Source organism: Paenibacillus qinlingensis, assembly GCF_013204845.1.
Classification (GTDB): domain Bacteria; phylum Bacillota; class Bacilli; order Paenibacillales; family NBRC-103111; genus Paenibacillus_E; species Paenibacillus_E qinlingensis.
Window position 1 is genome coordinate 421,538 of record NZ_JABMKY010000003.1, and the last position, 18,719, is coordinate 440,256.

At 44.8% G+C, this 18,719-nt stretch carries 20 protein-coding genes and 1 riboswitch; of the genes, 19 read left to right on the forward strand and 1 reads right to left on the reverse strand.

What is annotated here, in order from left to right; genetic code table 11:
• Nucleotides 1-138: 138 nt before the first annotated feature.
• The 6 genes from HQN88_RS08620 (at nucleotide 139) to sigF (ending at nucleotide 5,006) form a co-directional block, all read left to right on the forward strand.
• Complete coding sequence (locus HQN88_RS08620) at nucleotides 139-522, forward strand: cupredoxin domain-containing protein (RefSeq protein WP_056614567.1); 384 nt, start codon at nucleotides 139-141, stop codon at nucleotides 520-522.
• 134 nt (nucleotides 523-656) lie between these two features.
• Nucleotides 657-1,958: a pyrimidine-nucleoside phosphorylase gene (locus HQN88_RS08625; protein WP_173110080.1), complete on the forward strand. Its 1,302-nt coding sequence runs from the start codon at nucleotides 657-659 to the stop codon at nucleotides 1,956-1,958.
• A 168-nt stretch (nucleotides 1,959-2,126) separates the two neighbouring features.
• Nucleotides 2,127-3,302: a D-alanyl-D-alanine carboxypeptidase family protein gene (locus HQN88_RS08630; protein ID WP_173110082.1), complete on the forward strand. Its 1,176-nt coding sequence runs from the start codon at nucleotides 2,127-2,129 to the stop codon at nucleotides 3,300-3,302.
• A 140-nt stretch (nucleotides 3,303-3,442) separates the two neighbouring features.
• Nucleotides 3,443-3,796 carry an anti-sigma F factor antagonist gene (gene spoIIAA, locus HQN88_RS08635; protein ID WP_082595419.1) on the forward strand — a complete coding sequence of 118 codons (354 nt, stop codon included), beginning with the start codon at nucleotides 3,443-3,445 and terminating at the stop codon, nucleotides 3,794-3,796.
• Nucleotides 3,793-4,239: an anti-sigma F factor gene (spoIIAB, locus tag HQN88_RS08640; RefSeq protein WP_057312135.1), complete on the forward strand. Its 447-nt coding sequence runs from the start codon at nucleotides 3,793-3,795 to the stop codon at nucleotides 4,237-4,239. The genes spoIIAA and spoIIAB overlap by 4 nt, the downstream gene beginning before the upstream one ends.
• An 11-nt stretch (nucleotides 4,240-4,250) precedes the next feature.
• Nucleotides 4,251-5,006, forward strand: coding sequence for an RNA polymerase sporulation sigma factor SigF (gene sigF, locus HQN88_RS08645; protein WP_028554229.1), 756 nt, complete (start codon nucleotides 4,251-4,253; stop codon nucleotides 5,004-5,006).
• Nucleotides 5,007-5,159: 153 nt separating this feature from the next.
• On the opposite strand, the gene HQN88_RS08650 is transcribed toward sigF, so the two are convergent.
• Nucleotides 5,160-5,369 (reverse strand): DUF378 domain-containing protein, encoded by a 210-nt coding sequence (locus tag HQN88_RS08650; RefSeq protein WP_082595418.1) that lies wholly within the window; start codon nucleotides 5,367-5,369, stop codon nucleotides 5,160-5,162.
• A 191-nt stretch (nucleotides 5,370-5,560) separates the two neighbouring features.
• Here HQN88_RS08650 and HQN88_RS08655 point away from each other — a divergent pair, with 191 nt between their 5' ends.
• The 13 genes from HQN88_RS08655 to scpB all read left to right on the forward strand — a co-directional run bounded on the left by HQN88_RS08655 (nucleotide 5,561) and on the right by scpB (nucleotide 18,657).
• Nucleotides 5,561-6,193 (forward strand): stage V sporulation protein AA, encoded by a 633-nt coding sequence (locus HQN88_RS08655; RefSeq protein ID WP_173110084.1) that lies wholly within the window; start codon nucleotides 5,561-5,563, stop codon nucleotides 6,191-6,193.
• Nucleotides 6,194-6,198: 5 nt separating this feature from the next.
• Nucleotides 6,199-6,612: a stage V sporulation protein AB gene (locus tag HQN88_RS08660; RefSeq protein WP_246320142.1), complete on the forward strand. Its 414-nt coding sequence runs from the start codon at nucleotides 6,199-6,201 to the stop codon at nucleotides 6,610-6,612.
• A 24-nt stretch (nucleotides 6,613-6,636) separates the two neighbouring features.
• Nucleotides 6,637-8,280 carry a spore germination protein gene (locus HQN88_RS08665; protein ID WP_173110086.1) on the forward strand — a complete coding sequence of 548 codons (1,644 nt, stop codon included), beginning with the start codon at nucleotides 6,637-6,639 and terminating at the stop codon, nucleotides 8,278-8,280.
• 159 nt (nucleotides 8,281-8,439) lie between these two features.
• Entirely contained in the window at nucleotides 8,440-9,771 is a 1,332-nt protein-coding gene (lysA, locus tag HQN88_RS08670; RefSeq protein ID WP_173110088.1) for a diaminopimelate decarboxylase, read from the forward strand.
• 117 nt (nucleotides 9,772-9,888) lie between these two features.
• Complete coding sequence (locus HQN88_RS08675; protein ID WP_056614545.1) at nucleotides 9,889-10,320, forward strand: peptidylprolyl isomerase; 432 nt, start codon at nucleotides 9,889-9,891, stop codon at nucleotides 10,318-10,320.
• A gap of 972 nt (nucleotides 10,321-11,292) precedes the next feature.
• Nucleotides 11,293-12,459 carry a hypothetical protein gene (locus HQN88_RS08680; RefSeq protein WP_173110090.1) on the forward strand — a complete coding sequence of 389 codons (1,167 nt, stop codon included), beginning with the start codon at nucleotides 11,293-11,295 and terminating at the stop codon, nucleotides 12,457-12,459.
• 168 nt (nucleotides 12,460-12,627) lie between these two features.
• A riboswitch (FMN riboswitch) is annotated at nucleotides 12,628-12,808 on the forward strand.
• Nucleotides 12,809-13,040: 232 nt separating this feature from the next.
• The gene (ribD, locus tag HQN88_RS08685) at nucleotides 13,041-14,150 is read left to right on the forward strand and encodes a bifunctional diaminohydroxyphosphoribosylaminopyrimidine deaminase/5-amino-6-(5-phosphoribosylamino)uracil reductase RibD (RefSeq protein ID WP_173110092.1); all 1,110 of its coding nucleotides are present in this window, start codon (nucleotides 13,041-13,043) and stop codon (nucleotides 14,148-14,150) included.
• Between the two features lie 16 nt (nucleotides 14,151-14,166).
• On the forward strand, nucleotides 14,167-14,838 hold the full coding sequence (gene ribE, locus HQN88_RS08690) for a riboflavin synthase (RefSeq protein ID WP_173110094.1): 672 nt from the start codon (nucleotides 14,167-14,169) through the stop codon (nucleotides 14,836-14,838).
• 16 nt (nucleotides 14,839-14,854) lie between these two features.
• The gene (locus HQN88_RS08695) at nucleotides 14,855-16,084 is read left to right on the forward strand and encodes a bifunctional 3,4-dihydroxy-2-butanone-4-phosphate synthase/GTP cyclohydrolase II (protein ID WP_173110096.1); all 1,230 of its coding nucleotides are present in this window, start codon (nucleotides 14,855-14,857) and stop codon (nucleotides 16,082-16,084) included.
• 64 nt (nucleotides 16,085-16,148) lie between these two features.
• Complete coding sequence (gene ribH, locus HQN88_RS08700) at nucleotides 16,149-16,619, forward strand: 6,7-dimethyl-8-ribityllumazine synthase (RefSeq protein ID WP_173110098.1); 471 nt, start codon at nucleotides 16,149-16,151, stop codon at nucleotides 16,617-16,619.
• The gene (locus tag HQN88_RS08705) at nucleotides 16,619-17,260 is read left to right on the forward strand and encodes a site-2 protease family protein (RefSeq protein ID WP_173110101.1); all 642 of its coding nucleotides are present in this window, start codon (nucleotides 16,619-16,621) and stop codon (nucleotides 17,258-17,260) included. The genes ribH and HQN88_RS08705 overlap by 1 nt, the downstream gene beginning before the upstream one ends.
• A gap of 16 nt (nucleotides 17,261-17,276) precedes the next feature.
• On the forward strand, nucleotides 17,277-18,068 hold the full coding sequence (locus HQN88_RS08710) for a segregation and condensation protein A (protein WP_173110103.1): 792 nt from the start codon (nucleotides 17,277-17,279) through the stop codon (nucleotides 18,066-18,068).
• The gene (gene scpB, locus HQN88_RS08715; RefSeq protein WP_173110478.1) at nucleotides 18,052-18,657 is read left to right on the forward strand and encodes an SMC-Scp complex subunit ScpB; all 606 of its coding nucleotides are present in this window, start codon (nucleotides 18,052-18,054) and stop codon (nucleotides 18,655-18,657) included. The genes HQN88_RS08710 and scpB overlap by 17 nt, the downstream gene beginning before the upstream one ends.
• The last annotated feature ends 62 nt before the right edge of the window (nucleotides 18,658-18,719 follow it).

Genomic DNA, 18,719 nt, shown 5'->3' on the forward strand with positions numbered 1-18,719 from the left:
GAATGGGTAATAGTAAGATGGAGTTCAGTTCACAATTCTGTCACGAAATAGTCAAATTTTTGCCACGGACTAGATATGGGATTATTCTCTGATGTTAGGTAGAATAGATGAAGTGAACACACGATGAGGGGGATATGCATGCAAAAGTGGATTTTCTTTGTACTATTTATACTTGCGGGCGCATTGGGGCTGGGAGTCCTCTTTCAAGATATTTCTGATCGCCAAGAGGCACAGGAAGCCGAGGCTGCCGCTGGTAAAATGCAACAGCTGAAATTAGTTGCTTCGAACTGGCAGTTTGATACGCCAGAGTACACGATCAAAAAAGGTGAGCCTACGAAAGTATCTTTATCTTTAAAAGAAGGCGTACATGCGGTTGAAATTGTTGGGTTAGATATCAAACTCGATAAAGAAAACCCTTCGAAGGAAATTACGTTTGACAAACCAGGTACATATGAAATTGATTGTGTTCTTCCTTGCGGCGAAGGACATGCCAAAATGAAATCCAAACTAATTGTACAATAATCTTCATAGATGACAGATAAGAGGGGGCTTATTAGCTCCCTTTTTTCCATTTTCCTAAATGTGATGTAAGATGGAAGCTTACGTGGAGGCTTACGATATCAGTATTCTGTCGAAAACTTTAAGGAGGTAATATCATGAGAATGGTTGATTTAATACATAAGAAACGTGTTGGTGAAGCGTTAAGTGAGCAGGAAATTACATTTATCATCAATGAATATACCGCGGGGAGTATTCCTGATTATCAAATGTCCGCTTTCTTGATGGCGACCTTCCTAAATGGAATGACAGATGAAGAAACCTCGTTTCTCACTTTAGCTATGGCGGGATCCGGTGAAATGATTGATTTATCAGCAATTGGCGGCGTAAAAGTGGATAAGCATTCAACAGGAGGCGTAGGAGACAAAGTAAGCCTCATTGTAGGCCCTGTCGTCGCTTCACTGGGGATACCTGTCGCCAAGATGTCCGGCAGAGGCTTAGGGCACACAGGCGGCACGCTAGATAAACTGGAGTCCATTCCAGGTTTTCAAATTGAGTTGTCGAAGGAAGCCTTTATTGAAGCGGTTAACACGAATAAAATTGCCATTGTCGGTCAAAGCGGCAATTTGGCACCGGCAGATAAGAAAATCTATGCCTTGCGTGACGTAACGGCAACGGTGGATTCGATCCCATTGATCGCCAGCTCCATCATGAGCAAGAAAATTGCTTCTGGCGCTGAAGCGATTGTACTGGATGTGAAAATCGGTTCCGGTGCCTTTATGAAAACGGTCGAGGATGCAAGAGTGCTTGCACGTACAATGGTTGATATCGGAACTCGTCTGAATCGGAAAACAATTGCCATGATTACCGATATGGATCAGCCGCTCGGCCGGGAAATCGGAAATGCGAATGAAATTCGAGAGTCTATCGATGTGCTGCGCGGGACAGGAGACAAGGAGCTAACAGAAGTAGCGATTTCTGTTGCGGCCTACATGGCTGTCTTAGGTAAGGCGTTTACCTCCTTTGAGGAGGCGCAGGAAGCAGTACGGGACATTATCTCCAAAGGGAAGGCATTAGAGACGTTCAAACGTTTTATCGCCAGCCAAGGCGGCGACTCACGAGTTGTTGATCAACCAGAGCTATTGCCAACGGCCGCTTATCACATTGAAGTTACAGCACAACAAGCTGGCTTCATTAATGAGATTCAAGCGGAAAATATCGGCATCGCAGCGATGGTGCTTGGTGCGGGGCGAGCGAAGAAGGAAGATTTGATTGATTATGCGGTAGGACTGACGTTAAATAAGAAAATTGGGGATGCCATTCAAATCGGTGAATCCATTTGTACCATCCATGCGAATCGACAAGAAGTGGCTGAAGTTGAAGCCATGATACGCGATGCCTATAAGATCACGTCAACGCTGCCTGCACCGAAGCAATTGATTTATGATGTAATCGAATAGATTACATTTTCAAGAGAGCACTTTCCCTAGGGAAGGTGCTTTTTTGTTGGCTTATTTTCACGGTCATGGAATAATTTACAGGATTTTCGTCAACACTGATTAGCAGTCATTCATGCTGCAAAATGCCAAAACTTTCACTTCATACATCACAGGAGGGGTACAATTGCTATGCGAAAAAAAGGGCTAATCAGTTTTATTTGTTTACAACTAAGTGTGATGCTGGTCCTGCCAGCGATTTATGCGGCTGAAACCAAGGTACAACCAGTGGACCTTACACCGAATGCGCTATCTGCAGTACTGATGGATGCGGATACGGGCACGGTGATCGCGGAGAAAAATAAGGACGCCAAACTGCCGCCAGCGAGTATTACGAAAATCATGACCATGCTATTGATTATGGAAGCAATCGACAAGGGCACTATCAAAATGGATGAAAAAGTCAGCGTTAGTGAATATGCGGCTTCCATGGGGGGCTCACAGATATTCTTAGAGCCTGGTGAACAAATGTCAGTTCAAGAGATGCTGAAGGGTATCGCAATGGCTTCCGGGAATGATGCTTCTGTCGCGATGGCTGAGAAGTTAGCGGGTTCAGAAGAGAATTTTGTTGCCATGATGAATGAGCGCGCTGGTCAACTCGGGATGAAGAACACGCATTTTTCTAACTGTAATGGACTGCCTGTGGCTAATCACTATACAACAGCGAATGATATCGCGATAATGTCACGTGAGCTTCTGAAGCATGAAGGCATTACGAATTTCACAGGCGCCTACCAAGATTATTTACGCAAAGACTCACCTAAGCCATTTTGGCTTGTTAATACAAATAAGTTAGTACGTTTCTATAGTGGAGCTGATGGTTTGAAAACTGGTTATACCCGCGAAGCTAAATTCTGTTTGTCCGCTACAGCCAAACGAGATAATTTACGTGTTGTCGCAGTTGTACTTGGTGAACCGAATACCAAAACGAGAAACGCTGAAGTAACAAAGTTGTTTGATTATGCTTTTGCGCAATATACGAACTATCCATTGTTCAAAACAGGTGATAGTTTGGGAAGCTTCACGATAAATAAAGGTCAAGTATCGACAGTGCCGTTAGTAGCAAGGCAGAATTATAGCATATTGATGAAAAAAGGGACTGACACGGCAAATATCCGACATGAATTGCAGCTTGATCCAAGCTTGAGAGCACCAGTAAGCGAAGGTCAACCGATTGGTAAAATCATGGTCTACAATGGGGATAATGTCTTAGCCGAATACCCTTTAGAGTCTCCGCAAGCTGTTGATAAAGCCTCTTGGTGGAAGTTGTTTAAGCGGACAACGTCGGAGTTATTCACGACGAATTAATGCGGAAAACAGCGAATTGAAGATGATGGGATCGTATATTTTGCCTGCTTTTAGCGGTTTTCTTCTAGTTTTGTCGGGTGGCAGGAAATGCCAACTCAGTTGTAGAAACTAGTGTTCATGACCTGAAGGGAGTGAACATATTGGGCATGCAAATTGAGTTTGAGCAAGGCAGAAGAGCGCTGATTGTTAGATTGAAGGGTGAACTTGACCATCATGCAGCGGATAGTGTTAAAGCGAGGATGGAGGATGCGATTGCGAAAGAGCAGACGCACCACCTCATTCTTAGTTTGAAGGACCTCTCCTTCATGGATAGCTCAGGTCTAGGCGTTATTCTTGGCCGTTATAAGCAAATCACGAGCAAAGGCGGCAAAATGGTCGTCTGTGACGTCTCACCAGCTGTGTATCGATTGTTCGAGCTTTCAGGGATGTTTAAGATTGTATCGATTCAAGATAACGAACGTAATGCAATGTCCAGTTTGGAGGTTGCTTTATGAGTGAACGTAACTTTATGACCTTGCAATTTGCCAGCCGATCTGAGAATGAAGCTTTTGCACGTGTGGCAGTGGCTGCATTCGTTTCGCAGTTAGATCCCACATTAGATGAACTGACGGATATCAAAACGGTCGTTTCAGAAGCCGTAACGAATTCGATTATACATGGTTATAACAATAATAAGGATGGTGTCATTACCATTTCAGCTGAAATTGATGATGACACGATTCGTTTAACGATTGAGGACAAGGGTGAAGGTATCGCTGATTTAGAACAAGCGAAAGAGCCCTTGTACACCTCTAAACCAGAGCTAGAACGTTCTGGAATGGGATTTACGATTATGGAAAATTTTATGGACGAAGTGGAAGTTGTGACGGCCGTCGGAATCGGAACGAAAATAAACATGTTGAAGCGAATTGAATCTAAAAAAGCTTTATACAATTAGGGGTAGGGTCTATGGATGTTGATCTGAAGCATGCTTCTCATAGTTATTTAGACGATTCGGAAGTCAAACGGTTAATCGCCCTCAGCCAATCCGGAGATGGACTCGCTAGAGAAACACTTGTCAGCTGCAATATCCGTTTGGTGTGGTCCGTGGTTCAGCGCTTTTTGAACCGTGGTTACGAAGCCGAAGACTTGTTCCAGATCGGGTGCATTGGACTGCTTAAGTCCGTGGACAAATTCGATCTATCGTATGATGTCAAATTCTCAACTTATGCCGTCCCGATGATTATCGGGGAGATTCAGCGGTTTCTGCGGGATGACGGCACATTAAAAGTAAGCCGCTCTCTGAAGGAGCTTGCGAACAAAATTCGCAAGACGAAGGATGAGCTATCGAAACGTCTGGGAAGGCTTCCTACGATCAAAGAGGTTGCCGAAGAGCTTATGATAACGCCGGAGGAGGTCGTGTTCGCTCAAGAGGCGAATAAACCACTCTCGTCGATTCATGAGACCGTATTTGAGAACGATGGAGATCCGATCACACTCATGGATCAAATTTCGGATGAATCCGGTGAGAAATGGTTCGAGAAGCTTGCCTTGAATGAGGCGATTGGGACGCTCTCAGAGCGTGAAAGACTTATTGTTTATCTCCGCTATTTCCGCGATCAGACGCAGTCGGAGGTTGCAAGCAGATTGGGCATATCTCAAGTGCAGGTATCGCGCTTGGAGAAAAAGATTCTGCAATCGATCAAGGATCAGATTGCTCAATAATGTTCTAGACGTAACAACGCGCTGATTAAAACCGTGCTCCTTATAGGAGGACGGTTTTTCAGTGCATATACATAATATACATATAGCCGCTAATTTCCCATGAGTAAGTATCAGGGGGATGAGCGGCTTGTTTCTTATACGCAGAACTCTTTTCTACCTTGCCGAATAACGATCAACCGCATAAAATCTGACGCAGTATATCCCGCATAGACCTACGAGGGAATATACGATACGACTTAACCCTGAAGATTCACGGTGTGAATCTCCCCCAAGTAGAGCAGAAACTAAATCCCATTCGAAAAGCCCAACTAGAAGCCAATTCAGCGCACCAATGATGACGAGTGTTAACGCGAATTTTGCCATGTTATCACCTTCTTTTTATGGAATAAGTAATCGTATTCCCTATTTAACATGCCTTGCCATATCCAACATTATGCACGGAGAATTTACCAAATCTTGAATGGATTACGCGAAGGAAGGATTTTGCATACTAATTCTATACATGGATGACTGCAGACAGAATTGACATTGTTAAGCTCTGAGAGGGGTGAACCATGGAACAGACAGTTAATAAATATTTATACATACGACTGCGCCGCAAAGCGCGTATTCGCAAAGGTCAGACTGTGAGACTGCACCATATTGCACAACTATTTGTAGAGCCTGAATATGAACAAGCTCTGAATGAGTTGATTATTCATCAACCCCAGCAAGAGGATGGAAATCGCGTGCTCATAGACATGCTATTGATTATTCGAAAAGTAAAGAAACGATTTCCTGAACTGCAAGTTGAACATTTTGGGGAACCACACGTGCTGTTAGAAATATACACCGATAATAAGAAAGCAAATCCGCTTCTCATTGGAATTGTATGGTTGCTTTTATTTATTGGCTCAGGGTTGGCGATCATGAATTTCCATGCAGACGTATCCATGCTTGCTGTCCATCAGCGTATTTATGAATTGATGACGGGGAAAAAGGTAGATCATCCGCTCATTTTGCAAATTCCTTATTCGATTGGCATCGGAGCAGGAATGGTACTTTTCTTTAACCATCTGTTCAAAAAGAAGTTCAACGAAGAACCGAGCCCATTAGAAGTTGAGATGTTTATGTATCAAGAAAATATTAATCATTATGTCATCACAGAAGAATACTCGAAAATCAATGAAGAAGGAGACGCGAAGTGATTACGCTGCTCGGGGAAGCTTTCCTTGCTGCATTTATCGGATTAGCTGGAGGCATTGCGGTTGGGAGCGGCATGGTTGCCTTTCTAGTGGTTCTGGACATTATCCCTAGGTTAGCCCAAATCACAAGATCATTTTCCAAAATCCATGCGTATGAAGCAGCAGTTGTAATAGGTTCACTCATGTTTACTTGGGTGGATTTCAGTGATTTGCATATGCATTTGTTCCCAATGGGAGCGGCACTATTCGGCCTATTTGCAGGTTGCTTCGTAGGCTTGCTCGCTGCAGCGCTGACTGAAATCGTCAATGTGCTGCCGATTTTGGCCAAACGCGTAGGAATGGATTCCTATCGAATAGTGCTGTTAATGGCTATGATTTTCGGTAAGGTTATTGGTTCCTTGTTTGAATGGTTATTTTATTAAAGGGCGGAGGAAGGTGGCACACCAATGAAGTTTATTGTTAGAAATGGTCAACAAAGTGATGAGGAGAACTTGCAAGAATTACAGGAAGACGAGAATCAAGGCATTCAAGAACATAATCAAGAAGAAAAACTAGCTGTTGATGAAGAAGGAAATTTATCGGCCTATAATCCCATTACAAATATGACACCGGCAGAGAAGGCTCTTAAGATCCAAGAAGATATTCCGAAAAGTCTGCGAGAGGTACAGCGCGTATTGGAAGAAAGGGTCGGATTGAATCGAAGTTTTGATCTTGTGATGAGAGAGATGGTGTTTGGCGCCAAACGCGTTGGTATCTTTTACTGCAACGGGTTCGCCAAAGATACCGTGTTGACAGATATTATCACTCGACTGACTTATGCAGATAGTGAGACGGTGGCTCACCATACGTTGGAAACTTTTATTGAAAAACTAATCCCACATATTCAAGTAAAGCATTATACGAAAATGTCTGAGATTGTTGGACAAGTATTAATGGGCGGAACCGCCTTCTTTATCGAAGGAGTAACGACGGCCATTGCGGTTGATGCAAAAACCTTTCCAATCCGATCAATTGCTGAACCAGATCTAGAGCGTGTCGTCAGAGGTTCTCGCGATGGATTTGTAGAAACACTGTTAACGAATGTCACCCTTGTTAGACGTCGAATTCGTGATGAACGTTTTAAACTAGAAATCATGCAAATCGGTAAGCGCACGAAGACAGATGTGTGTATCGGATATATTAATGATATTGCGGATGCGGCACTCGTCCAAGATATTAAAGACAAAATGAAACAAGTTGAGATTGATGGTCTGCCCTTAGGTGAGAAACAATTAGAGGAAATGATTGTTAATAAGGGTTGGAATCCGTATCCAATGGTTCGTTATTCAGAAAGGCCGGATGTTGTCTCTGCTCATTTATTGGAAGGACATGTTTGCGTATTCGTGGATACTTCGCCAAGCGTGATGATCTTGCCGACGACCTTTTTTCATCATGTACAGCATGCGGAAGAATATCGGAATACGCCTTTTATCGGCACGTATTTGAGGTGGGTTCGTTTTGCAGGCATTATGATGTCGATTTTCTTGCTGCCTCTCTGGTATCTGATGGTAATGGAACCTTCCTTAAAACCAGCGGGTCTAGAATTCCTTGGCCCGCAGAAGGAAGGTACGTTGCCGCTACTCATTCAATTCTTGATTGCAGATATAGGAATCGATTTGATGCGTATGGCAGCCGTACATACCCCTTCACCGCTTGCAACTGCGATGGGATTGGTGGCCGCGATATTGGTCGGAGACATCGCCGTTAAGACAGGACTCTTCATAAACGAAGTGATCCTATACCTTGCACTTGCTTCGATTGGGATGTTCGCTACACCAAGTTATGAATTAGGTTTAGCGAATCGAATAGTGAGGCTAGCTTTATTAATAACGGTATCCATTTTTGGCGTTCCTGGGTTTGTGATTGGCTCTACATTATGGCTTATTATGCTGGCTTCGAAGAAATCCTATGATGCCCCCTATATGTGGCCATTTATCCCATTTAATGCTAAGAGCTTCTTCTCGATCTTACTTCGTCGTCCAGTACTTGCAAGTAAAACAAGGCTTAGTATTACAAAGCCAATTGATGGTACCCGTCAACCAAAATCATAGCGTAGAAATGGGCTGGAATCCTCCTGCCCTTTTTTGTTTGTTCTAGGCGCATGTATTGTCAAATACGCGTGCACTATGGTACTTTTATTAGTATGTATGCGACCTCTTTAGCGGAATTTGGCATAGGGAAGGTTCAAGTAGAGAGGGGAAAATATAGCTATGTATTTACATGGTACCAGTAGAATAAATGACCAAGGCCACCTCGAAATTGGCGGTGTTGATACGACAAAGTTAGTTGCCGAATACGGTACGCCTCTCTATGTTTTTGACGAGACACTCGTACGTCAGCGTTGTCGTGAATTTGTTGAAGCTTTCGGAGCTTCTGGGCTAAAATTTCAAGTAGCCTATGCAAGTAAAGCGTTTTGCGTAATGGCGATGTGCCGGATTGTAGAAGAAGAGGGTATGTCTTTGGACGTTGTATCCGATGGCGAGCTGTATACAGCGCTTCAAGCGGGCTTCCCAGCAGAGCGTATTCACTTCCACGGGAATAACAAAACCATTTCTGAAATGGAAATGGCCATTGATGCCAAAATTGGATGCTTTGTTGTGGATAACTTTATCGAGTTGCAAATGCTTAATGCGATTGCAGCTGAGAAACGCCAAAAAGTGAAAATTTTATTGCGGATTACACCGGGTGTTGAGGCGCATACGCATGAATATATTTCAACGGGTCAGACAGATTCCAAATTCGGCTTCGATTTGGGGAATGGTTCTGCATTCCGCGCGATTGGGGAGGCTTCGCAGCTTTCCAATTTAGATCTTTTGGGCATTCATTCGCATATTGGTTCACAGATATTTGAAGTCGAAGGCTTCCGTATCGCGGCTGAGAAAATGGCCGAATTTGCCATTCATGTGCGGACAGAACTAGGTGTCACGTTCAAGGTCATTAACCTTGGCGGTGGTTTCGGAATTCGCTATGTAAGTGAAGATACGCCTCTCCCTGTTGCTGTTTATGTGAAGGCTATTACGGATGCAATCCTAACCAACTTCGGAAACAACGGTTATCCGCTTCCGGAAATTTGGGTTGAACCGGGCCGCAGCATCGTTGGTGATGCAGGGACGACGCTCTACACGGTCGGAACAACGAAGGACATTCCAGGAGTCCGGAAGTATGTAGCTGTGGATGGCGGTATGACTGATAATCCGCGTCCTGCGCTGTACGATGCTGTTTATGAAGCGGGACTCGCTAATCGCGCTACTGAGCAACCAGCTGAGATCGTTTCGATTGCCGGCAAATGTTGTGAAAGCGGCGATATGTTGATCTGGGATGTGAATCTGCCGAAGGTAGCGGCAGGTGATATTTTGGCTGTGTCGAGTACAGGAGCTTACAATTACTCGATGGCTAGCAATTATAACCGTATTCGTAGACCGGGTGTCGTTTTCGTCAAAGACGGCCAAAGCGACCTCGTCGTGAAACGTGAATCTTTTGATCAAATCGTAGGCAATGACGTAATTCCAGCGAGAATGAAACAAGTCAGCAAGACGGTTTAATGGTATCATGAAAGCAGCAAGGGCCCCCAGAGTTTCGCGGGGTTCCTCTTGCTGTTTGTGTAATGCTGCCATTCATAGTAGAATAAGATATTATTTCCTAAAGGAGTGAACCACATAATGGCAAAACAAGCAAAAATTCAACTAGCAGGTGGCGGAGAGGTTGTTATCGATCTTTTTGAGAAAGATGCACCGAACACTGTCGCTAACTTTGAAAAACTAGCAAACTCCGGTTTCTACAACGGACTTGTTTTTCACCGCGTAATCCCAGGATTCGTTGCACAAGGTGGTTGCCCAACTGGAACAGGAACTGGTGGCCCTGGCTACCAAATCAACTGTGAAATCAACCCGAACAAACATGAGCGCGGCTCCCTAGCTATGGCGCATGCTGGTCGTAACACAGGTGGAAGCCAATTCTACATCGCTTACCAACCACAACCGCATTTGGATGGTGGACACACAGTGTTCGGTAAAGTATCCAAAGGTATGGAGCTTGTTGATGCATTCAAAGGCAAAGACAAAATGGAAAAAGTAGAAGTTGTAGAAGTATAATTTCTGTCATATGAACTGCTCAGACTTAGGTCTGGGCAGTTTTTTGCATTTTGGGTGAAGGAGTGGGATGGCAAAGTGAGAGTGGCTATAAGCGAATAGGTGGAGATACTGTAGCGAGAGGGCAATGTGCGAATAGATGGATTTTCTGTAGTTAATTATTTGGATTTTCTGAAAAAAAGCCAATTAGATGGATTTCATGTAGTTAATATCAGGCATATTTAAGGAAATCAGTATTTTGAGGAGAATTTACTGCATATTTTCCATTTAAATGGGATAATTGGTGGAATTCATCAGAAATAGCTGTATATTTTACAGGTAAGTAAGTGAAATTGAGTAAGTACAGCAGCCCCGAATGGTATTCCTTAGCTATTTTGTAAACCAACATGTCAGTACTGTGTAACTAAGCGAGTAAATGAGTAACTAAGTGAGTAACTCCCCGGCACCTAGCACCCCGGCAACTATACAACACAAATATCAACTCCCCAACACATAGCACTCCAGCAACTATACAACACAAATATCAACTCCCCAGCACCTAGCACTCCAGCAACTATACAACACAAATATCAACTCCCCAGCACCTAGCATCCCAGCAACTATCCAACACAAATATCAATTCCCCAGCACCTAGCATCCCAGCAACTATCCAGCACAAATATCAATTCCCCAACACCTAGCACTCCAGCAACTATCCAACACAAATATTAACTCCCCAGCACCTAGCACACTACTAACTAGTAACTAGATAATTATATTCCTATTTCTAAATACTTGAGCTCCTCCAACTCCGAAGGCACAACACCCAACACACCGGTAACAAGAACCATTCTCCAGCAACTTCTTCAACGCAAATAAACCCTATCTAACTCTTCAGAAAATGTCATACCCACTCAAGTAGAACCCATCTCCTCATGGATACGTCAAATTTAAAAAGGGAATACGTAAGAAAGGTGATGTTGGTTTGAACAAGAATTGGCTAAGATATGTAGGAGCAGGGATCGTCACGCTCATCTTGTTAATTTTGACAGAAGAGAGCGGCCGACACTCACTGTACAAAGTCAACAACAAGTGTCTGTGAACCCCGAGATTGACGTGTCCAAACAGTCCTCAGAAACGATGAAGCGTCCTTTGATTGAACAGCTTAGTATAGAGCTTAGCCAAACACACGAACCGATTCCTAACATGACGGAATGGCTTCAATCACGGGTATCGACATACGATTCGAAGAAAGAGCCGTTAGACGTCATCAAGACTGATTTGGACCAAGATGGCGTTTCGAATGAATGGGTTACCGTGCTAGTGGAGGATAGTATAGAAGAGCAAACAGGCGTGATACAAGCACGTAGGTCGTACGGTGTTGTTATTGATTATGAGGATAGTCAATTTACCCTACAAAGTTTGAATTTTACCTCTGAAAATAACGGCCGAGCAAAGGTCATGACCATTGAGGACCTTACAGGTGATAGCAGACCTGAGATCGTTTGGGAGTCCATTAATAACGGAGCGCACACCACTTTTTCCGAATATACGGTGTCGTCTTGGGTAGGCAGAAAACTTGTAACGTACGTGGGAACAGCTCTGATAGCGAGTGTATCCAAAGCGGAAATTCGAGATCGGAAAATTCAATTAACTGGTGGGCTAATCGGTTCTGTTGGAGCGGGACCATGGCAGCAGGAATTCACGGAGTCGTATGCCATTGCTGAAGATAAGCTCAAACGGATTAGGCGAGATTATGTGCAATCACCTACACCGTATCACCGACTGATAAGTGGCATGTGGGCAGAATCCCATGGATACCGTGAGCAAGCGATGAGTGACTATTCAAAAGCTGTCGAGATTCAAGTTGGGTCTTATAAGGAGTTTGCTTTTATATTTAAAGGGGAGTGGGTACAGGGTGGAATAAATCCAGATCAGGAGGCTGTGTTCGACCGTACGATCAAAAGCTTCTCACTACTACGGAAGGAACTTTTATCCGAGATAGCCAGTGGTGTTGATCCTCGAAATGCTTGTGTATCGGCCAAGAAGAAAGTTGACTTCGACAAGGATTGGTTGACTTATCTGAATGCACCTGCAGGCTATGCGAATCCTCATTGGGATGAAGGAACGATTTGTACGGATATTGCGTTATTAGAACAATGAATGCATTGCGCATGTAACAACGATGAAATGGGCAATTCCATTAATTCCGACAAGTTTTATCAGAAAAAATGAAAAAAGACCTTGCAATTTTCATTCATGAGTGATAAATTTTTGTGTAACAAAGAAATTAGTAACTAAGGTTTAGTTATTAGTCTCTTTTATAGTATGCAAAACCTTCGGGGCGTGGTGAAATTCCACACCGGCGGTGATTCGTACACATGTACGTTTACATGGTTGCGATCAGTCCGTGACCCGTTGTGAAGCTAGCGGTACCTGACAACAGCTTCGCTACGGTTGACCTGGTGGAATTCCGGGACCGACAGTATAGTCTGGATGGGAGAAGGAAAATGCGAATGCCAAATTCGCTAGCATGCTTGTTCATTTTTTCACATTAACATGAATTCGGCAGGTCTGTCCAAGTGGCTACCTCGTCGGTATTGTTTGATTTGATCAAAAATGTAACAAGCGTAATAGCTGAAGTTTATTCGTGTTATCTAAACAATCTCTGGCCCCCATCCGTAAGCGGAAGGGGCTTTTTTGCATTAGAATCAAGGATTGGATTAAGAAGGCGGTGATCATCCATGGGGCTGTTGAATGACGAAACCTATATGAGACTTGCGCTTCAGATGGCGGAGAGCGCACTTGGACAAACGGGAATTAATCCTGTAGTTGGCTGTGTTCTGGTCAAAGAAGGCCGCATTGTTGGCATGGGTGCACATCTGAAGCGCGGAGAGGGGCATGCTGAGGTCCTGGCGTTGCGCATGGCGGGCGAGGAAGCCAAAGGAAGTACAGCTTATGTGACCTTGGAGCCCTGCAGTCATTATGGCAAAACACCGCCGTGCAGCGACCGTCTCATCGAAGCTGGTGTGACTCGAGTCGTTGTAGCTACGACGGACCCGAATCCGTTAGTAGCTGGGACGGGAGTCGCAAAGCTCCGCGCGCATGGATTGGAAGTGAGCGTAGGTTTACTAGGTGAAGAATCCGCGAAGATGAATGAGGCTTTCAACAAATTCATCGTCTCGCGGACGCCTTTCGTGACGATGAAGACCGCGAGCACACTAGACGGTCGCATCGCTTCCAAAACTGGCGACAGCAAGTGGATTACATCCTCGGAGTCGCGAGATTGGGTTCACACCCTGCGCCATCGGCATCAGGGTATCCTCGTCGGCGTCCAGACCATCATCGCCGACGACCCGCAGCTGAGTACGCGCGGCGACGTACCGGCTGTGCAGCCGGTACGCATCATCGCGGACTCGCAGCTGCGAGTCCCGCTCGGCGCCCGCGTGCTCTCCGAGCAGGATCGTCAGCCGACGATCCTGCTGGCGAGCGCACAGGCGCCCGCAGAGCGCCGTGCCGCGCTGGAAGCGCGCGGCATCACGGTCCTCACCTGCGGAGACGGCCCGCAGGTGGATCTGACGCTCGCCATGCAGCAGCTTGGCGAGCGCGAGATCGGCTCCATCCTCCTCGAGGGTGGAGGTCGCTTGAACGGCGCCATGCTGGAGCGGCGCCTGATCGATAAGCTGGTGCTGATGTTTGCGCCGAAAATAATCGGCGGGGGCCAAGCAGCACCTGTGAACATTCACTTCGACGGCTACGCGAAGATGGATGATGCCATTACGCTCGACCGACTGCGTGTCGAGCAATTCGGACCGGATGTTTGTATAACCGGTTATCCGTTGTATAAGAGCTAGAGAATGGAGGAGTGGCATGTTTACCGGCATTATTGAAGAAATCGGCCACATGCGCCGCATTCATAGTGGAGGGCAAGCCATGGTGTTGACCATTGGCGCCAAAAAAATACTGGAAGATGTGCATTTAGGGGACAGTATTTCCGTAAATGGCGTGTGTCTCACCGTCATTTCGTATGATAGTGATTCATTCTCCGTTGATGTGATGCCTGAAACGTATCGGAAGACGAATCTACGGAAGCTTCAATCGGGTACGCGTGTGAATTTGGAACGAGCGATGGCGGCGAACGGCCGGTATGGCGGACACATTGTCCAAGGTCATGTAGATGCTACAGCAACGATCCTTTCCCGTATACCGGAGGAGAATGCAGTTGTATACCGGTTCGCACCGGAGAATCCGCATATTTTCCGCTATATCATTTCAGGTGGTTCCATTACGATTGACGGTATTAGTTTGACGGTTGTAGATGTCACAGAAAGTGATGTTTCCGTTTCGATAATCCCGCATACCCTTGCGCAAACGGTTCTCCACGACAAAAAAGCCGGGGATACCGTTAACATTGAATGCGATGTTCTTGGCAAATATATGGAACGACTGCTCAAATTTGGTCCTTCTGAGACTTCTGTTCAAGGAGAACCTAAGAGAAGTAAGCTGACAGCAAGCTTTTTAGCAGATAATGGCTTTATGTAAGTTAGGAGAGGTGTATATGACACAACCCATTCGGTTCAATACGATTGAAGAGGCTCTTACGGATCTGAAATTAGGTAAAGTTATTATTGTCGTAGATGATGAAGATCGGGAAAACGAAGGCGATTTTATCGCCCTTGCTGATAAAACGACCCCTGAAGTGATCAACTTCATGATTAAAGAAGGGCGTGGTCTCGTCTGCACACCGATTACCGAAGACAGAGCCAAAGAACTGGATCTGCCTCCAATGGTAGCGCGCAACACCGATTATCACGGTACAGCCTTTACGGTTTCCGTTGATCATTCGGATACAAGCACTGGGATTTCAGCGCATGAGCGTTCCAGAACGATTCAAGGCTTAATTGATCCTACGACGAAACCTCAGGATTTCCGTAGACCAGGTCACATTTTCCCTTTGATTGCCAAAAAAGGCGGCGTACTTCGCAGAGCTGGTCACACGGAAGCAGCGATCGATCTAGCGATTCTTGCTGATTCGTACCCGGCAGGTGTTATTTGTGAAGTGATTAAAGAAGATGGTACCATGGCAAGAGTGCCGGATCTGATGGAAATTGCCGCGAAGCATGAACTTTGCATCATTACGATCCAAGACCTTATTCAATACCGCAATCAACAAGAAAAGTTGGTGAAGCGCGAAGTTGAGGTGGATCTGCCAACGGATTTCGGAACATTCAAAGCGATTGCTTATACGAATCAATTGGATGATAAGGAACACGTAGCTCTAGTTAAAGGGACTATTGACCCGTCCAAGCCTACTTTAGTGCGAGTCCATTCGGAGTGTTTGACAGGCGATGTGTTCCATTCTCACCGTTGTGATTGTGGTCCACAACTGGATGCCGCACTAAAACAGATTGATGAAGAGGGCAATGGTGTATTATTATATATGCGACAGGAAGGTCGCGGCATCGGCTTAATCAATAAATTGAAAGCTTATGTCCTCCAAGAGCAGGGATTAGACACCGTAGAAGCGAATATTAAGCTTGGATTTGCTCCAGATCTTCGTGATTATGGGATTGGTGCTCAGATTCTCAAAGATCTCGGTATTTCAAAACTTCGGTTATTAACGAATAATCCGCGTAAAATCAAAGGTTTAGAAGGCTATGGTCTCGAAGTGAATGAACGCGTTCCGATTCAAATGGAGAGTAAGAAAGATAACCTTAATTATTTGCAAACCAAGCAGCAGAAGTTGGGCCACATGCTGACCTTTATAGATGCAGGCAAAGGTATATAATTTATAGAATGATGTCATTCACATACCAACCAAATACGTTTTAACAGAAAAGGAGATTTTTACCATGGCAACGATTTATGAAGGACATTTAATTTCGCAAAATTTGAAATATGGAATCGTCGTAGGACGTTTCAATGAGTTTATTACTTCCAAACTACTAGGCGGCGCACAAGACGCGCTTAAGCGTCACGGTGTGGATGAAAGCGAAGTTGATATCGCGTGGGTTCCAGGCGCATTCGAACTTCCTCTTATCGCTCAAAAAATGGCGGAAAGCGGCAAGTATGATGCTGTAATTACCCTTGGTGCTGTTATTCGTGGTTCAACGCCGCATTTTGATTATGTGTGCAGCGAAGTGGCCAAAGGTGTTTCGGCTATTAACTTGAAAACGGGTGTTCCTACAATCTTCGGTGTTTTAACAACAGATTCCATTGAGCAAGCGGTTGAACGCGCAGGTACGAAAGCAGGCAATAAAGGCTGGGAAGCTGCCGTAACTGCGATTGAAATGGCGAATTTGACGAAGCAATTCTCGTCGTAATGCTGGCTTATTACCATTTAGAAACACTGCTGCCGCGGCTGTTTGCTTTCCTAATTGCTATGACCTTACATGATACAGCGCATGCTGGGGTCGCTTGGTTACTAGGAGATCGAACGGCACGTGACGGCAAACGGTTCTCGCTTAACCCCTTGGCGCATCTTGACGTCTTGGGGTTGGCGATGATCGTCTTTGGACCCTACGGGTGGTCAAAGAAAATACCGGTAGAACCGGACCGTTTTACTAAGAACCCAAAACTAAGGCATACAATTGTTTATTTAGCTGGGCCTCTTACAAATCTTGTGCTCGTTTTGTTTTTTTGGTGGCTATACTTTTATTTGCCTGCGCTTCTTGGTGGAGCAACGGAATCGCTCGTCGTGGAACAATGGCGTGTATACTTGCAATATTGTGTGATCGTTAACTTAATGATAGGACTCATTCATTTGTTGCCGCTTTATCCGCTTGATGGTTGGTATATCTGGAGAGGACTTGTCTCGACTTCGAAACAACGTTGGATGGACATACATAAGATCAAAGCACTTATTCTTGTAATCGTTTTAATGGTTACCCCGATTGGACAATGGGCGCTCAGCGGAATTTATCCATACGCCGTACAGGTAATCATGCATCTTTATTCATTATGACAAGGGGAAGAACGACATGAAGGTTACCTATAAGTTGGAAGCATTTGAAGGCCCCCTTGATCTATTGCTTCATCTGATTGATAAAAATGAACTCGACATTTACAATATTCCGATCAAAGAAATTACAGATCAATATCTTGGGTATGTACAAGCCATGCAAGAGCTGGAGTTAGATATTACGAGTGAGTTTCTCGTCATGGCTGCTACTCTGCTCTCCATCAAAAGCAAAATGCTCTTACCTAAGCCACCTGTCATTGAATTTGACGAATATTTTGATGATATGGATGATTCGTTAGACCCGCGTGCGGAACTCGTTGCCAAGCTGATTGAATATCGAAAATACAAATCAATTGCGGATATGCTTCGTGACAAAGAAGTGGAGCGCAGTCTCGTTTACACACGTGAACCTGAGGATTTAACACCTTATCTGCCGGATCTTCAAGAGAACCCAGTGGAAGGGTTGGATGTTGCTGATTTACTGATTGCATTTCAGCGTACTTTGCGAAAGCTAGCGAACCGAAACGTAGTTGCACGAATCAGACGGGATGAGATCTCGGTAAAAGATCGGATTCGTGAAGTTGTTGATTTGCTTAAAATAAAAGGTGGGAAACTGCTGTTTTCCAAGTTATTCGATTATGAGATGACGCGGGAAGAAATTGTCGTTACCTTTCTTGCTATCCTTGAGTTGATGAAAATGAAGAAGATCACATGCTACCAAAATCAGCTTTTTGAAGATATTGTCATTCAAGCCAAAGAGGAGGGATCCGATCTTGACACTCAACTTCCAACAGATGAAATCGATTATTGAAGGACTTCTCTTCGCCTCTGGCGACGAAGGACTAGATCTCAAGCAACTTGCTGAAGTGATGGAACTTGATGCCTATGTGATTAAAGATCTGCTGAAAGATATGCGAACCGATTTCAAACGTAAAGGGCGCGGCGTTCAAATTGTAGAGGTTGCTGGCGCCTACCAGCTCACTACACTGGCGGAGCATGCTCCCTATTTTGAAAGGCTTGCTTATACGCCATCACGTTCTTCGCTCTCGCAAGCTGCTCTTGAAACGTTATCCATCGTTGCTTACAAACAACCGATTACGCGCGTTGAGATCGAAGAGATCCGCGGCGTGAAGTGCGATCGAGCACTTGCTACGTTAACGGGTAAGGACTTGATTACGGAGGTCGGACGTGCAGATGCGGTGGGTAGACCGATTTTGTATGGTACGTCCAAACAATTCTTGGAATATTTCGGTTTAAATTCGATTCAAGAATTACCAGATTCTGCTAACTTCCAAGGTAGTTTTGATTTGGAAGAAGAAACACGGATGCTATTCGATCGCTTAAGCGGGGATCAGAAACAATTGACCTTGGATGATGTAAGCGACGAGCAGTCTGAGTAGGTCTTATTAGGTTAAAGCTTATCCATACATGCATTTCATTTCCTTATAGAGGTCATACTAAC

Bases quoted from the DNA above. Each gene is read 5' to 3' on its own strand.
- HQN88_RS08620 (WP_056614567.1), top strand. From the start codon at position 139: ATGCAAAAGTGGATTTTCTTTGTACTATTTATACTTGCGGGCGCATTG.
- HQN88_RS08625 (WP_173110080.1), top strand. From the start codon at position 657: ATGAGAATGGTTGATTTAATACATAAGAAACGTGTTGGTGAAGCGTTA.
- HQN88_RS08630 (WP_173110082.1), top strand. From the start codon at position 2,127: ATGCGAAAAAAAGGGCTAATCAGTTTTATTTGTTTACAACTAAGTGTG.
- spoIIAB (WP_057312135.1), top strand. From the start codon at position 3,793: ATGAGTGAACGTAACTTTATGACCTTGCAATTTGCCAGCCGATCTGAG.
- sigF (WP_028554229.1), top strand. From the start codon at position 4,251: ATGGATGTTGATCTGAAGCATGCTTCTCATAGTTATTTAGACGATTCG.
- HQN88_RS08650 (WP_082595418.1), bottom strand. From the start codon at position 5,369: ATGGCAAAATTCGCGTTAACACTCGTCATCATTGGTGCGCTGAATTGG.
- HQN88_RS08655 (WP_173110084.1), top strand. From the start codon at position 5,561: ATGGAACAGACAGTTAATAAATATTTATACATACGACTGCGCCGCAAA.
- HQN88_RS08665 (WP_173110086.1), top strand. From the start codon at position 6,637: ATGAAGTTTATTGTTAGAAATGGTCAACAAAGTGATGAGGAGAACTTG.
- lysA (WP_173110088.1), top strand. From the start codon at position 8,440: ATGTATTTACATGGTACCAGTAGAATAAATGACCAAGGCCACCTCGAA.
- HQN88_RS08675 (WP_056614545.1), top strand. From the start codon at position 9,889: ATGGCAAAACAAGCAAAAATTCAACTAGCAGGTGGCGGAGAGGTTGTT.
- ribD (WP_173110092.1), top strand. From the start codon at position 13,041: ATGGGGCTGTTGAATGACGAAACCTATATGAGACTTGCGCTTCAGATG.
- ribE (WP_173110094.1), top strand. From the start codon at position 14,167: ATGTTTACCGGCATTATTGAAGAAATCGGCCACATGCGCCGCATTCAT.
- HQN88_RS08695 (WP_173110096.1), top strand. From the start codon at position 14,855: ATGACACAACCCATTCGGTTCAATACGATTGAAGAGGCTCTTACGGAT.
- ribH (WP_173110098.1), top strand. From the start codon at position 16,149: ATGGCAACGATTTATGAAGGACATTTAATTTCGCAAAATTTGAAATAT.
- HQN88_RS08705 (WP_173110101.1), top strand. From the start codon at position 16,619: ATGCTGGCTTATTACCATTTAGAAACACTGCTGCCGCGGCTGTTTGCT.
- HQN88_RS08710 (WP_173110103.1), top strand. From the start codon at position 17,277: ATGAAGGTTACCTATAAGTTGGAAGCATTTGAAGGCCCCCTTGATCTA.
- scpB (WP_173110478.1), top strand. From the start codon at position 18,052: ATGAAATCGATTATTGAAGGACTTCTCTTCGCCTCTGGCGACGAAGGA.